The organism is Hydrogenophaga sp. YM1 (genome assembly GCF_016903055.1).
GTDB lineage: Bacteria > Pseudomonadota > Gammaproteobacteria > Burkholderiales > Burkholderiaceae_C > Hydrogenophaga > Hydrogenophaga borbori.
Map to the genome: position 1 here is coordinate 1,051,855 of NZ_CP070223.1, position 14,196 is coordinate 1,066,050.

16 protein-coding genes are annotated in these 14,196 nt (G+C 71.0%); all 16 read left to right on the plus strand.

Going from position 1 to position 14,196, the window contains the following annotated elements; translation table 11 throughout:
• The first annotated feature begins 9 nt into the window (after window positions 1-9).
• The 16 genes from JNX00_RS05175 (at window position 10) to JNX00_RS05250 (ending at window position 14,141) form a co-directional block, all read left to right on the plus strand.
• Window positions 10-423: a DUF971 domain-containing protein gene (locus JNX00_RS05175; RefSeq protein WP_070399094.1), complete on the plus strand. Its 414-nt coding sequence runs from the start codon at window positions 10-12 to the stop codon at window positions 421-423.
• 11 nt (window positions 424-434) lie between these two features.
• Window positions 435-1,166 (plus strand): bifunctional demethylmenaquinone methyltransferase/2-methoxy-6-polyprenyl-1,4-benzoquinol methylase UbiE, encoded by a 732-nt coding sequence (gene ubiE, locus JNX00_RS05180; protein ID WP_070399093.1) that lies wholly within the window; start codon window positions 435-437, stop codon window positions 1,164-1,166.
• A gap of 55 nt (window positions 1,167-1,221) precedes the next feature.
• The gene (locus tag JNX00_RS05185; protein WP_204744301.1) at window positions 1,222-2,244 is read left to right on the plus strand and encodes a Tim44-like domain-containing protein; all 1,023 of its coding nucleotides are present in this window, start codon (window positions 1,222-1,224) and stop codon (window positions 2,242-2,244) included.
• A gap of 50 nt (window positions 2,245-2,294) precedes the next feature.
• Window positions 2,295-2,891 carry a hypothetical protein gene (locus tag JNX00_RS05190; protein ID WP_239478260.1) on the plus strand — a complete coding sequence of 199 codons (597 nt, stop codon included), beginning with the start codon at window positions 2,295-2,297 and terminating at the stop codon, window positions 2,889-2,891.
• Between the two features lie 58 nt (window positions 2,892-2,949).
• Complete coding sequence (gene ubiB / locus JNX00_RS05195; protein ID WP_070399091.1) at window positions 2,950-4,515, plus strand: ubiquinone biosynthesis regulatory protein kinase UbiB; 1,566 nt, start codon at window positions 2,950-2,952, stop codon at window positions 4,513-4,515.
• A 229-nt stretch (window positions 4,516-4,744) separates the two neighbouring features.
• Window positions 4,745-5,089 (plus strand): FmdB family zinc ribbon protein, encoded by a 345-nt coding sequence (locus tag JNX00_RS05200; protein WP_204744302.1) that lies wholly within the window; start codon window positions 4,745-4,747, stop codon window positions 5,087-5,089.
• Window positions 5,090-5,099: 10 nt separating this feature from the next.
• Window positions 5,100-5,774 carry a DUF502 domain-containing protein gene (locus tag JNX00_RS05205; RefSeq protein ID WP_204744303.1) on the plus strand — a complete coding sequence of 225 codons (675 nt, stop codon included), beginning with the start codon at window positions 5,100-5,102 and terminating at the stop codon, window positions 5,772-5,774.
• 13 nt (window positions 5,775-5,787) lie between these two features.
• The gene (aspS, locus tag JNX00_RS05210) at window positions 5,788-7,590 is read left to right on the plus strand and encodes an aspartate--tRNA ligase (RefSeq protein WP_070399088.1); all 1,803 of its coding nucleotides are present in this window, start codon (window positions 5,788-5,790) and stop codon (window positions 7,588-7,590) included.
• A 129-nt stretch (window positions 7,591-7,719) separates the two neighbouring features.
• Window positions 7,720-8,034 carry a DUF883 family protein gene (locus tag JNX00_RS05215; RefSeq protein WP_070399087.1) on the plus strand — a complete coding sequence of 105 codons (315 nt, stop codon included), beginning with the start codon at window positions 7,720-7,722 and terminating at the stop codon, window positions 8,032-8,034.
• An 8-nt stretch (window positions 8,035-8,042) separates the two neighbouring features.
• The gene (locus JNX00_RS05220) at window positions 8,043-8,417 is read left to right on the plus strand and encodes a phage holin family protein (protein WP_070399086.1); all 375 of its coding nucleotides are present in this window, start codon (window positions 8,043-8,045) and stop codon (window positions 8,415-8,417) included.
• A 58-nt stretch (window positions 8,418-8,475) separates the two neighbouring features.
• Complete coding sequence (locus JNX00_RS05225) at window positions 8,476-8,781, plus strand: hypothetical protein (protein WP_070399085.1); 306 nt, start codon at window positions 8,476-8,478, stop codon at window positions 8,779-8,781.
• The gene (gene nudB / locus JNX00_RS05230) at window positions 8,771-9,250 is read left to right on the plus strand and encodes a dihydroneopterin triphosphate diphosphatase (RefSeq protein ID WP_204744304.1); all 480 of its coding nucleotides are present in this window, start codon (window positions 8,771-8,773) and stop codon (window positions 9,248-9,250) included. The genes JNX00_RS05225 and nudB overlap by 11 nt, the downstream gene beginning before the upstream one ends.
• Before the next feature lie 66 nt (window positions 9,251-9,316).
• On the plus strand, window positions 9,317-10,057 hold the full coding sequence (locus tag JNX00_RS05235) for an endonuclease/exonuclease/phosphatase family protein (RefSeq protein WP_070399083.1): 741 nt from the start codon (window positions 9,317-9,319) through the stop codon (window positions 10,055-10,057).
• Window positions 10,058-10,074: 17 nt separating this feature from the next.
• On the plus strand, window positions 10,075-11,328 hold the full coding sequence (gene clsB, locus JNX00_RS05240) for a cardiolipin synthase ClsB (RefSeq protein WP_204745000.1): 1,254 nt from the start codon (window positions 10,075-10,077) through the stop codon (window positions 11,326-11,328).
• A gap of 30 nt (window positions 11,329-11,358) precedes the next feature.
• The gene (locus JNX00_RS05245; protein ID WP_204744305.1) at window positions 11,359-12,399 is read left to right on the plus strand and encodes a ligase-associated DNA damage response exonuclease; all 1,041 of its coding nucleotides are present in this window, start codon (window positions 11,359-11,361) and stop codon (window positions 12,397-12,399) included.
• Complete coding sequence (locus tag JNX00_RS05250) at window positions 12,396-14,141, plus strand: ATP-dependent DNA ligase (protein WP_204744306.1); 1,746 nt, start codon at window positions 12,396-12,398, stop codon at window positions 14,139-14,141. Before JNX00_RS05245 ends, JNX00_RS05250 begins: the two co-directional genes overlap by 4 nt.
• Window positions 14,142-14,196: the final 55 nt, after the last annotated feature.

Genomic DNA, 14,196 nt, shown 5'->3' on the forward strand with positions numbered 1-14,196 from the left:
AGACCGACCATGGCCGGCCTGGACCGCAACACCCCCATCCCGCAGGACATCACCGTGCACGGCGCCTCGCGCGTGCTCGAGGTGGCCTTCTCGGATGGCCAGACCTTCCGCATCCCCTTCGAGCTGATGCGCGTCTATTCGCCCTCGGCCGAGGTGCAGGGCCACGGCCCCGGGCAGGAGGTGCTGCAGACCGGCAAGCGCGAGGTGCGCCTGGTCTCGCTGGCGCCGATCGGCAACTACGCCATCCAGCCGACCTTCGACGACGGCCACGAGTCGGGCATCTTCTCCTGGGACTACCTGTACTTCCTGGGCTCGCAGCAGGCGCAGCTCTGGGCCGACTACGAGGCCCGGCTGCAGGCGGCGGGCGTGGGCCGCGACGATCCCATGCCCGCCGCGGCCGGCCACGGCTGCGGCCACCACTGAGAGCCGGCGCCATGGCACAGACCCATTTCGGCTTCCAGTCCGTCGACGAGGGCGACAAGGCGCGGCGCGTGCGCGGCGTGTTCGACTCCGTCGCCTCGCGCTATGACGTGATGAACGACCTGATGTCGGGCGGGCTGCACCGGCTCTGGAAGCGCTACGCCGTCACCGTGGCCAACGCCCGGCCTGGCCAGCAGGTGCTCGACATCGCGGGCGGCACCGGCGACCTCTCCCTGGCCTTCGCGCGCCAGGTCGGCCCCACGGGCCGCGTGGTGCACACCGACATCAACGAGGCCATGCTGCGCGAGGGCCGCACCCGGCTGCTGGACGCCGGCGTGGTGTTGCCCACCATGGTCTGCGACGCCGAGAAGCTGCCCTTCGCCGACGCCAGCTTCGACATCGTCTCGGTGGCCTTCGGCCTGCGCAACATGACGCACAAGGAACTTGCGCTGGCCGAAATGCATCGGACGCTCAAACCCGGTGGCCGACTGCTCGTTCTGGAGTTTTCCCGGGTGGCCAAGCCGCTGGAGAAGGCGTACGACTGGTATTCGTTCAATGTGCTGCCGAAACTGGGCCAGCTGGTGGCGGGGGACGCCGAGAGCTACCGCTACCTGGCCGAGTCCATCCGCATGCACCCGGACCAGGAGAGCCTGCGGCAGATGATGAAGGGGGTCGGCTTCGGACACGTCGATGTGCACAACCTCACCGGGGGTGTCGTCGCCTTGCACCTGGGCATCAAGTGTTGATCGGGTGGCCCCTCGGCCCCCGGCGTCGGAATCGTTGCAATCGGAGACACATCGCATGAAGAAACACAAACTCTGGTCCTTTCTGCTGGCCTGCGCCCTGGCCGTCGGTTCCGCCGACGTGATGGCCAAGCGCCTGGGCGGCGGCGGGTCCTTCGGCAAGCAGTCCGGCAACGTGACGCAGCGCAGCACCGCGCCGACCGCACCCAACCAGGCGCCCGCCCAGCAGGCCGCGCCAGCGCCCACGCAGAACGCCGCTGCCCAGCGCCCGGCCAACGCCGCCCCGGCCGCCGCCGCGCCCAAGCGCCCCTGGGGCGCCATGCTGGGCGGCCTCGCGGCCGGTCTGGGCCTGGCCTGGCTGGCCTCGGCCCTGGGCTTCGGCGAGGCCTTCGCGCAGTTCCTGTTGTTCGCCCTGCTGGCCGTGGTGGTGCTGGCCGTCGTCGGCATGGTGATGCGCCGCAAGGCGCCGGTCCAGGCCGCCGGCCGCAGCGGTGGCCTGGCGTACCAGGGCGCGGCCGGTGCCACGGCGCGTGCGCCGCTCGACCTCGAGCCCGCCACGCCGGCCAGCTACAGCCCCAAGAACGTGGGCAACGACGCCTCGGCCCGCCCCTGGGAGCGCAGCGCGCCCGCCTCGCTCGACAGCGGCCACGGCTCCATGATCGGTTCGGCCCTGCAGGGCCGCCAGACCTGGGGCATCCCGACCGGGTTTGACACCGAAGGCTTCCTCAAGGCCTCCAAGGCCAACTTCGTGAACCTGCAGGCCGCCTGGGACAAGTCCGACATCCCCAGCCTGCGCGCCATGATGACCGACGAGATGCTCGAGCAGATCAAGGGCCAGCTGGCCGAGCGCGAGCGCAGCGGTCCCGGCGCGGCCCACCACACCGAGGTGGTGATGCTCGAGGCGCAGCTGCTGGGCATCGAGGAGCTCGACGGCGAGTACATGGCCAGCGTGGAGTTTTCCGGCCTGATCCGCGAGGAGCCCTCGGCCGGTCCCAACCCCTTCCGCGAGGTCTGGAACATCACCCGACCCAAGAGCGGTCCGGGCGGCTGGCTGGTGGCCGGCGTGCAGGCCCTGCAGTAAGCCGACGCGGCGCCGGCGCGGCGCCCGTTATCCGTCAGAATCGGGTGGTCATGGCCCATGTACCACCCGATTCCGTTTCTGGTGCCGGCCCGGCCGGCCCGCAAGGCCCGGCCGGCGCGCCGACCGATCCGCTGCGCTCCATCCTGCAGGCCCTGCGCCCACCCGGCTGGGTGATCGACGAGCTGCAGAACAAGCTGGTGCTCTTCCTCAACCACGTGCTGCAGCAGGAGCCGGCGGCCTCCGAGCGGCTGCGCCGCCAGGCCGGCAAGCCGCTGCGCGTGCAGTGGGGCGATTTCCATTTCTGCGTGGCGCCCACGCGCGCCGGCCTGCTGGAGCGTGTCGACCCCATGCTGCACCCGCCCGAACTCACCGTGAGCCTCACCCAGGCCTCGCCCGCCGAGCTGGCGCGGCGGGTGCTGGCCGGCGAGAAGCCGGCCGTGGACATCCAGGGCGACGTGCAGTTCGCCGCCGAAGTGGCCTGGCTGGTGGACAACGTGCGCTGGGACGTGGAGGAAGACCTCTCGCGCCTGATGGGCGACGCGGCGGCGCACACCCTGGTCGGCTTCGCGCGCCAGGCCGCGCAGGCGCTCAAGGGCTTCGTCGCCCGCATGCCCCGCCCGCCGGGCTCCGGCGGGGGCGCCGCATGATCGCGGCCCGGCTGGCCGAGGGCGACCGCACCGCAGCGCACCGCGCGGAGGCGTTCGAGTGACCCGGTTCCTGCGCGGTGGCTTCATCGTCTGGGTGGTGCTGCGATACGGGCTCGACGAGCTCGTGCTCTCCAGCTTCGATCACCCGTGGATCCGCCGGCTCACCCGCATCGTTTCCACTGGCCGCCGCCTGGACAGCCCGCGCGGTCAGCGCCTGCGCGAGGCGCTCGAGCGCCTGGGCCCGATCTTCGTGAAGTTCGGCCAGGTGCTGTCCACCCGACGCGACTTGCTGCCACCCGACATCGCCGACGAACTCGCCCGCCTGCAGGACCGCGTGCCGCCGTTCCCCAGCGAGATCGCCATCGCCACCATCGAACGCGCCTTCGGCCGCCCGCTCGACGAGGTGTTCAGCCATTTCGAGCGCGAGCCCGTGGCCAGTGCCTCCATCGCCCAGGTGCATTTCGCCACCTTGCGCGGCGGCCGCGAGGCCGGACGCGAGGTCGCCGTCAAGGTGCTGCGGCCCAACATGCTGCCGGTGATCGAGAAGGACCTGGCCCTCATGCGCCTGATGGCCGGCTGGCTGGAGCGCCTGTCGGCCGATGGCCGACGCCTCAAGCCGCGCGAGGTGGTCGCCGAGTTCGACAAATACCTGCACGACGAGCTGGACCTGCTGCGCGAGGCCTCCAACGCCGCCCAGCTGCGCCGCAACATGGCCGGACTGGACCTGGTGCTCATCCCCGAGATGGTCTGGGACTGGTGCCGCAACGACGTGATGGTGATGGAGCGCATGAGCGGTGTGCCCATCAACCGCGTCGACGAACTGCGCCGCCTGGGCGTGGACATTCCGCGCCTGGCGCGCGACGGCGTCACCATCTTCTTTACCCAGGTGTTCCGCGACGGCTTCTTCCACGCCGACATGCACCCGGGCAACATCCAGGTGAGCGTGGCGCCGGCCAGCTTCGGCCGCTACATCTCGCTCGATTTCGGCATCGTCGGCACCCTGACCGAGCACGACAAGGAGTACCTGGCGCAGAACTTCACGGCCTTCTTCCGGCGCGACTACCGGCGCGTGGCCGAGCTGCACATCGAATCGGGCTGGGTGCCGCCGGAGACCCGGGTCGACGAACTGGAGTCAGCGATCCGCGCGGTCTGCGAGCCCTATTTCGACCGCCCGCTGAAGGAAATCTCGCTGGGCATGGTGCTGATGCGCCTGTTCCAGACCTCGCGGCGCTTCCAGGTCGAAATCCAGCCCCAGCTCGTGCTGCTGCAGAAAACCCTGCTCAACATCGAAGGCCTGGGCCGCGAGCTCGACCCCGAGCTGGACCTGTGGGCCACCGCCAAGCCGTTCCTGGAAAAGTGGATGCTGGAGCAGCTCGGCCCGCAGAAGCTGCTGGCCCAGCTCAAGGCCGAGGCGCCCCAGTACGCCAAGCTGCTGCCCGCGCTGCCCCGGCTGATGCACGATTACCTCAAGCACCGGCCGAACGAGTTGCGCAAGGAGCTTGACGTGCTGCTGGCCGAGCAGCGGCGCACCAACCGGCTGCTGCAGGGCATCGTCTACGGCGGCATCGGTTTTGCGCTGGGGCTGGTGCTGACCCAGCTGCTGCTGCGCGTGCGCCTGTGGTGAGCTGGCCGGGCCGGGCCAGGGAATACCCCCGGAATTTATAATCGCCGGCTTTGTCCGCCGGCTCCGGGCGGGCGCGTCCTTTGTTTATCCATTCCCCGCCGCGCTCGGCGCGACCCGCGACGCATGAAGCGGTCGAACCGAGAAACACCGCGGAACTGGCTTTGCCAGGCCGCAGGTGTTGCCCCTTGAGGGGGTCGCGCGCAGCGCGGCGGGGGTGATTCGAGTACTTATGCCCATCTACGCCTACAAGTGCGAGTCCTGTGGCCACGCCAAGGACGTGCTCCAGAAGATCTCCGACGCTCCGCTGAGCGTCTGTCCGGCCTGCGGGGCCGATGCCTTCCGCAAGCAGCTCACCGCCGCCGGCTTCCAGCTCAAGGGCTCGGGCTGGTACGTGACCGATTTCCGCGGCGGCAACGGCAGCGGCGCCAATTCCGGCGTGGCGGCCGCCCCGAGCGACAGCAAGCCCGCCGATGGCGCGGCCAGCGCCGCGCCGGCCGCGGGCGCCAAGACCGAGTCGGCCGCCGCGCCGGCCCCGGCCCCCGCCCCGGCCACGCCGTCCACCCCCAGCACCTGATCGGGCCCGCATGACCGCCCTGCGCAAGTGGCTGTTCTCGGGCCTGCTGGTCCTGGTGCCGCTCATCGTCACCCTGTGGGTGCTCGATTGGGTGGTCGGCACCCTGGACCAGACCCTGAACATCCTGCCCACGTCCTGGCGCCCCGACGCCTGGCTGGGCGTGCACGTGCCCGGGCTGGGCGTGCTGTTCGCGCTGGTGATCGTGCTGTCCATCGGCGCGCTGGCCTCCAACATCATCGGCAACAAGCTGGTGCATTGGTGGCACGCGCTGCTGCACCGCATTCCGGTGGTGCGCTCCATCTATTCGGGTGTGAAGCAGGTGTCGGACACGCTGTTCTCCGAGAAGGGCAACGCCTTTCGCAAGGCGCTGCTGGTGCAGTGGCCCCACGAGGGCATGTGGACCATCGCCTTCCTCACCGGCTCGCCCCAGGGCGACCTGCTGGAGCAGCTGCAGGCCCGACCCGGCAGCGACCCGCCGCAAGACGAGTTCCTCAGCGTCTACGTGCCCACCACGCCCAACCCCACGGGCGGCTACTTCGTGCTGCTGCGCGCGCGCGACTGCGTCGAGCTCGCCATGAGCGTGGACGAGGCCCTCACCTACATCGTGTCCATGGGCGTCATCGTGCCCGGCGGCCCCCGCAACCCCAAGATCCCGCTCGCGGCCGAGGCCGAGACGCAACCCTGAGAAAGAAGACCCCATGTCCATGCGAAGCCACTACTGCGGTCTGGTGACCGAAGCCCTGATGGGCCAAACCGTCACGCTGTCGGGCTGGGTGAACCGCCGGCGCGACCACGGTGGCGTCATCTTCATCGACCTGCGCGACCGCGAAGGCACGGTGCAGGTGGTCTGCGACCCGGACCGTCCCGAGATGTTCAAGACGGCCGAAGAGGTGCGCAACGAGTTCTGCGTGCAGGTGGTCGGCCTGGTGCGCGCGCGCCCCGAGGGCACCACCAACGACACCATCAAGAGCGGCAAGATCGAGGTGCTGTGCCACGAGCTGAAGGTGCTCAACCCCTCGGTCACGCCGCCGTTCCAACTAGACGACGACAACCTGTCCGAGACCACCCGCCTCACGCACCGCGTGCTCGACCTGCGCCGCCCCTACATGCAGCGCAACCTGATGCTGCGCTACCGCGTGGCCATGGAAGTGCGCAAGTTCCTCGACGCCAACGGCTTCATCGACATCGAGACGCCGATGCTCACCAAGAGCACGCCCGAGGGCGCGCGCGACTACCTGGTGCCCAGCCGCGTGCACGACGGCATGTTCTTCGCGCTGCCGCAGTCGCCCCAGCTGTTCAAGCAACTGCTGATGGTGGCCGGCTTCGACCGCTACTACCAGATCACCAAGTGCTTCCGCGACGAGGACCTGCGCGCCGACCGCCAGCCCGAGTTCACGCAGATCGATATCGAGACCTCCTTCCTGACCGAGCAGGACATCCGCGACATGTTCCAGGGCATGATCAAAACGGTGTTCCAGAACGTGCTCGGCATCGACCTCGGCGAGTTCCCGGTCATGCCCTACGCCGAAGCCATGCACCGCTACGGCTCGGACAAGCCCGACCTGCGCGTGACCATGGAGTTCACCGAACTCACCGACGTCATGGCCGACGTGGACTTCAAGGTCTTCAGCGCGCCCGCGCAGATGAAGACCGGCCGCGTGGTGGCCCTGCGCGTGCCCGGCGGCGGCGAGATGAGCCGCAGCGAGATCGATGCGTACACCGAGTTCGTCAAGATCTACGGCGCCAAAGGCCTGGCCTGGATCAAGGTCAACGACGTGGCGAAGGGCCGCGACGGCCTGCAGAGCCCGATCGTGAAGAACCTGCACGACGCGGCGCTCGAGGCCATCCTGCAGCGCAGCGGCGCGCAGAACGGCGACATCCTGTTCTTCGGCGCCGACAAGGCCAAGGTGGTCAACGACGCCATCGGCAACCTGCGCATCAAGATCGGTCACAGCGAGCTGGGCAAGAAGAACGGCCTGTTCGAGGACCGCTGGGCGCCGATGTGGGTGGTGGACTTCCCCATGTTCGAGCACGACGACGAGGAAGACCGCTGGACCGCGGTGCACCACCCCTTCACCGCGCCCAAAGACGGCCACGAGGACTTCATGGTCAGCGACCCGGGCCGCTGCATCGCCAAGGGTTACGACATGGTGCTCAACGGCTGGGAAATCGGCGGCGGTTCGGTCCGTATCCACCGCGCCGACGTGCAGGCCAAGGTCTTTGACGCGCTCAAGATCGGCCCCGAAGAGCAGCGCCTGAAGTTCGGCTTCCTGCTCGACGCGCTGCAGTACGGCGCGCCGCCGCACGGTGGCCTGGCCTTCGGCCTGGACCGCATCGTCACCCTCATGACGGGCGCCGAGTCGATCCGCGACGTGATCGCCTTCCCCAAGACCCAGCGCGCCCAGTGCCTGCTCACGCAGGCGCCCAGCCCGGTGGACGAAAAGCAGCTGCGCGAGCTGCACATCCGCCTGCGAAACCCCGATTCGGTCAAGAACAGCTGAGATCCTTGTAGGACCAGACCGCAAAAGGCGCCTTCGGGCGCCTTTTTCGTGGGAACCTGCGTATCCTTGGGCGATCGCACTATCGGTTTTTCCGATCGATTGTCCCAACCGCCTGGAAAGGAGCCCGCCATGGCCGACGCCACCACCGAAACCAGCAAGAAAAAGCTCGTGCGCGATCTGCAGCGCGTCATCACCGACGCCGAAGAGCTGCTGCAAGCCACCGCCAACGAAACCGAGGGCAAGGTGATCGAGATGCGCGAGCGCATCCGCGAGAACCTGATCGCCGCCCGGCACAAGCTGGGCGACATCGAGGAAACCGTCGCTGCCCGCACCAAGGAAGCCGCCCGCGCCACCGACGAGTACGTGCACGAGCACCCCTGGCAGGCCATCGGCACCGCCGCTGGCGTGGGCCTGCTGATCGGCATGCTCATCGCCCGGCGCTGAGCGCCGCCATGGAGCCGTCCGCTCAACGCCTCTCGGCCTCCGTGCGCGGGCTGGCGGCCACGCTGGTCGAACTGGCCCAGGTCCGCCTGGAACTGTTCAGCGTCGAGGCCCAGGAGGAGGTGCTGCGCCTCGCCGGGCTGGTGGCCTACGGGGCCATCGCCCTGGTGTGCCTGGCGCTCGGCGTGGGCTTTCTGGCCATCCTGATCACCGTGGCCCTGTGGGATGAGCACCGGCTGGCGGCGCTGGCCACCTTCACCGGCCTGTTCCTGTTCGTCGGCTTGCTGGCCATCTGGCAGGCGCGCGCGCGCGTGCTGCGTGGCTCGCGGCTGTTCTCGGCCAGCATCGACGAGCTGCGCCAGGACCGCGAGGCATTGGACCCATGAGACCCGCCCGGCCGCCCGAAGGGGCTTGCACCGCAGCGCGTGGCGCGGAGGCGATCCGATGAGCCTTCCGCGCGCCGAACAGCTCAGGCAGCGCCACCTGTCGCTGCGCCGGCGCTCCCGCACGCTGCGCGTGCGCGCCGGGATGCAGGCCGAGTCCCTGCGCCCCGTGTTCGGCTGGGCCGACCGGGTGCAGGACGCCTGGCGGTGGCTGCGCGGCTGGCCGCCCCAGCTGACCCTGCCCCTGGCCGCCGTGGCCGGGCTGTGGGTGGCGCGCCGCCCCAGCCGGCTGGTCTCGCTGCCGCTGCGCGCGCTGTCCCTGTGGCGCCTGTGGCAGCGCTTCGGCGCGGCCCGCCGTGAGCGCTGAGCCGGCGCGGGCCTTCAAGGTCCCGCAGTCGGTGCTGGTGGTCATCCACACCCCGGCTTTCGAGGTGCTGCTGATCGAGCGCGCCGATGCGCCGGGGTTCTGGCAGTCCGTGACCGGCGCCAAGGACAGGCCCGAGGAACCCTTCGAGCTCACCGCCGCGCGCGAGGTGAGGGAAGAGACCGGTCTGAACGCCGCCGCGCCGGGGCACGCCCTGCGCGACTGGGGCCTGGAGAATGTCTACGAGATCTACCCGCAGTGGCGGCACCGCTACGCGCCGGGTGTCACGCACAACACGGAGCGCGTGTTCGGCCTGTGTGTGCCACGCGCCGCGCCGGTGCGGCTGAGCCCGCGCGAGCACCGCGACCAGGTCTGGCTGCCGTGGTGCGAGGCGGCGCAGCGCTGCTTCTCTCCTTCCAATGCCGAGGCCATCGGCTGGCTGCCGCGGCTGGGCGGGGCGCCGAGGCCGTAGGGCCATGCCGTCCGGCCGCGCACGCCCCGCGCGTGCGCCCGCGCGGGGCCCTTGGCCCGTGCGATCATGTGCGCCATGAGCATGGTGCGCGTAGCGACCTACAACATCCACAAGGGCGTTCAGGGCCTGGGCCCGGCGCGCCGGCTCGAAATCCACAACCTGGTGCACGCGGTCGAACAGTTCGACGCCGACATCGTCTGCCTGCAGGAGGTGCGCAGCCACCACCGCAAGCTGGAACGCTACTTCACCCGCTGGCCCGAAATGGACCAGGCCGGCTACCTCTCGCCCGAGGGCTACGAGGCCGTCTACCGCAGCAACGCCATCACGCGCCACGGCGAACACGGCAACGCCCTGCTGTCGCGCTGGCCGGTGGTGGGCGTGGGGCATTCCGACGTCTCCGACCACCGCTTCGAGCAGCGCGGCCTGCTGCACGTGCACCTGCTGGTCGATGGCCTGGAGCTGCACGTGGTGGTGGTGCACCTGGGCCTGGTGCACGCCAGCCGCGAACGGCAGGTGCAGCGCCTGGGCCAGTTCATCGCCCGCGAGGTTCCCGCCGGCGCGCCGCTGGTGGTGGCGGGCGACTTCAACGACTGGAGCGCGCAGCTGCTCAAACCCATGGCCGCGCTGGACCTGCACACCTTCGAGGGCATCCGCCTGCCCACCTTCCCGGCGCGGCTGCCGCTGCTGCACCTGGACCGCATCTTTTTTCGCGGCCTGCGCCCGGTCTCGGCCCACGTGCCGCATGGGCGCGCCTGGCGCCGCATGTCGGACCACTTGCCGATCATCGCCGACCTCGAATTCCCGTGAAACGCCTGCACGCGACGATGAAGGATGGGCACCAGCTCGTGCTGCTGGTGGGCGGCGACGAGCTCTTCCCCGCGCTGGCCGAGGCCATGGACGCGGCACGCCAGGTGGTGCACCTGGAGACCTACATCTTCGAGTTCGCGGGCTCGGCCTTGCAGGTGGCCGAGGCGCTGGAGCGCGCGGCGCGGCGCGGCGTGGCGGTGCGCCTGGTGGTCGACGGCGTGGGCACGCCGTCGATTCCCGAAGAATGGCGCCGGCGCTTCGGCGCCGCCGGCGTGCAATGGCGCATCTACTCGCCCCTGGGCCGGCTGGGCCTGCTGTTCCCCCGCCTGTGGCGCCGCCTGCACCGAAAGCTCTGCGTGGTGGACGGCACGGTGGGTTTTTGCGGCGGCGTCAACATCATCGACGACCGCGACGACGTGTCGCTGGGCCGGCTCGACGAACCCCGGCTGGACTATTCGCTGCGCGTGGCCGGGCCGCTGGTGCAGGACATGACGGAGACCATGGAGCAGCTCTGGTGGCGCCTGCAGGCCGTGCGGGCCGCGCGCCAGCGCGAGTTCTCGGCCGCCTGGCAGGCGCTGCGCGGCTCGAGCGCCTCGGGCGATTTCTCCAAGCTGCTGCGCAAGCTGGAAACGCGCGCGCGGGGCCTGGCGCCCGGCGGCGAGGAAGACACCGGCAGCGCGCTGATGGGCGTGGACGATGCGCGCGCCGCGCTGCTGCTGCGCGACAACGTGGCGCACCGCCACGACATCGAGCGCGCCTACCTCAAGGCCATCGGCGAGGCGCGCCAGGAGGTGCTCATCGTCAACGCCTACTTCATTCCCGGGCGCCGGCTGCGCAAGGCCCTGCTGATGGCCGTCGGGCGCGGCGTGCGGGTGCGCCTGCTGCTGCAGGGGCGCTACGAGCATTTCCTGCAGTACCGCGCCGCGCGGCCCGCGCTCAAGCGCCTGGTGAACGCGGGCCTGGAGGTCTGCGAGTACGCGCCCAGCGCGCTGCACGCCAAGGTGGCCGTGGTGGACGAGCGCTGGGCCACGGTGGGCTCCACCAACCTGGACCCGCTGTCGCTGCTGCTGGCGCGCGAGGCCAACGTCATGAGCACCGACCGGCGCTTCGCGGCGCTGCTGCGCGCGCACCTGGATCACATCGTCTGCCACCGCAGCACACCCATCCATGCGGAGGCGCTCAACAGCCGGCCCTGGGGCCAGCGCATCCTCGACCGCATCGCCTTCGGCATCATGCGCACGGTGCTGTTTCTCACCGGCCACCGCTATTGAGGAGGCGGTGGCCGCCCCCACGTCCCTGATATGCAGGACCTGATCGTCCAGCGCCCCGAGGGCCTGTACTGCCCGCCGGGCGATTTTTTCATCGACCCCTGGCGCCGCGTCGACCGCGCGGTGATCACGCACGCGCACGCCGACCACGCGCGCACCGGGCACCGCCACTACCTCGCGGCCGCGCCCGGCGCCGGGCTGCTGCGCGCGCGGCTGGGGGAGGGCATCCCCCTGCAGCCGATGGACTACGGCGAGGTGGTCACGCACCGGGGCGTGCGCATCAGCCTGCACCCGGCGGGCCACGTGCTGGGCTCGGCCCAGGTGCGCCTGGAACACCAGGGCCAGGTGTGGGTGGCCAGCGGGGACTACCGGCCCACGCCCGCCCACGGCGTGCCCGATCGCACCTGCGCGCCGTTCGAGCCGGTGCGCTGCGACACCTTCATCACCGAGTCCACCTTCGGCCTGCCCATCTACCGCTGGCGTCCCGACCACGAGCTGTTCGCCGAACTCAACCACTGGTGGGCCGACAACGCGGCCGTCGGGCGCGCCAGCGTGATCAGCTGCTACAGCCTGGGCAAGGCGCAGCGCCTGCTGGCGGGGGTGGACCCGTCCATCGGCCCCATCGTCTGCCACGGCTCGGTGGAGCCGCTCAACCGAGCCTACCGCGCGGCGGGCGTGGACCTGCCGGCCACGCTCGCGGCGGAGGGAACGCACGACCCGGCGGACCTGCGCCGCGCCCTGGTGCTGTGCCCGGGCAGCGCCCTGTCCTCGCCCTGGATACGCCGCTTCGGTGACACCAGCGACGCCTTCGCCAGCGGCTGGATGCAGATCCGCGGCTGGCGCCGCCGCCTGGGCCATGACCGCGGTTTCGTCATCAGCGACCACGCCGACTGGCCCGGCCTGCTCTCGGCCATCGGCGCGACCGGCGCCGGGCGCGTGATCGTCACCCACGGCAGCGTGCCCACCCTGGTGCGTTACCTACAGGAGCAGGGCCTGCGGGCCGAAGGCTTCAAGACCGAGTACGGCGACGGCGCCGACGATCCGCCCGCCGCCGGGGCGGAGTCCGCCGCATGAAGCGCTTCGGCGCGCTGTTCGCCGAACTCGACGCCAGCACCGCCACCCACGCCAAGGTGGCCGCCCTGGTGCGTTACCTGCGCGAAGCGCCCGACGAGGACGCGGCCTGGGCGGTGTACTTCCTCGCGGGCGGCAAGCCGCGCCAACTCATCCGCACCGCTCAGCTGCGCGCGCTGGCGCTGCGGGCCTCGGGCCTGCCCGAATGGCTGTTCGAGGAGAGCTACCAGTCCGTGGGCGACCTCGCCGAGACCATCGCCCTGGTGCTGCCCGCGCCGGCCGAGGGGGGCGCCGAGCTCGGCCTTCACGGCTGGATGACCCAGCGGCTGCTGCCGCTGCGCGGCGCCGACGAGGCCACGGTGGCGGCCGCGGTGCTGGGCTGGTGGGCCGAGCTCGACAGCCTGGGCCGCTTCCTCTTCGTCAAGCTGGTGGGGGGTGGTTTCCGCGTCGGCGTGAGCCAGCTGCTGGCGCAGCGCGCCGTGGCCGAGTTCGCGGGCCTGGACCCCAAGCTCGTGGCGGCGCGCATGATGGGCTACACCAGCGGCCAGCGCGCGCCCACGGCCGAGGCCTGGCGCGCCATCGTGGCGCCGGCCGAGGGCGAAGGGGCGGCCGCACGCGACCCGAGCCAGCCCTACCCCTTCTTCCTGGCGTCCGCGCTCGCGGGGGCGCCCGAGGCCACGCTGGGCGAGGTGGGCGACTGGTTCGCCGAGTGGAAGTTCGACGGCATCCGCGGCCAGATCGTCAAGCGCGCGGGCCGCGCCTGGGTCTGGTCGCGCGGCGAGGAGCTGATGACCGAGCGCTTTCCCGAGCTGGAGCGCCTGGCCGCGGCCTGGCCCGACGGCACGGTGGTCGACGGCGAGATCGTGGCCTGGGACGCGCTGGCCGCGCCCCTGCCGGGCTTCGAGACGCCGGGCCGGCCCGCGCCCTTCGCCACGCTGCAGCAGCGCATCGCGCGCAAGACGCTCACGGCCCGCGTGCTGGCCGATGCGCCCGTGGGCTTCATCGCCCACGACCTGCTGGAGCGCGGCGGACAGGACCTGCGCGGGCAACCCCAGCACGCGCGCCGCGCCGCCCTGCAGGCCCTGGCGCGGGCCTGCGCCCCGCCGCTGCCCTGCTCGCCGCTGCTCGGCGCGGCCGACTGGGCCACGCTGGCCGCCTGGCGCGCGCGTTCGCGTGAACTCGGCGTCGAGGGCCTGATGCTCAAGCACCGCGACGGCGCCTACGGCACCGGGCGCGTGAAGCGCTCGGGCGAGGGCGAGCGGCTGGCCTGGTGGAAATGGAAGATCGACCCGTTCACGGTGGACGGCGTGCTGATCTACGCCCAGGCCGGCCACGGGCGGCGCGCCTCGGTCTACACCGACTACAGCTTCGCCGTCTGGAACCGCACGCCGCGCGATCCGGCCGAGGCGCAGGCGGTGGTGGACGCGATCGCCGATCGCCGACCGGCCAACCCGCAAGGCCTGCAGCTGGTGTCCTTCACCAAGGCCTATTCGGGGCTGAGCGACGCCGAGTTCCAGGCCGTGGACGCCGTGATCCGCGAGACCACGCTGGAGCACTTCGGCCCCGTGCGCAGCGTGCGCCCGACGCTGGTGGTGGAGCTGGCCTTCGAAGGCATCGCGCGCAGCAAGCGCCACAAGAGCGGCGTGGCGCTGCGCTTCCCGCGCATGCTGCGCGTGCGCGAGGACAAACCCCTGCACGAGGCCGGCACGCTGGGTGAGGTCCAGGCCTTGCTGCCCGGCGCCTGATCCCCCCGGTGGGGGACGGAACCCGCGTCGGTTCTGAGCTTTGCTTCAAGCCCTG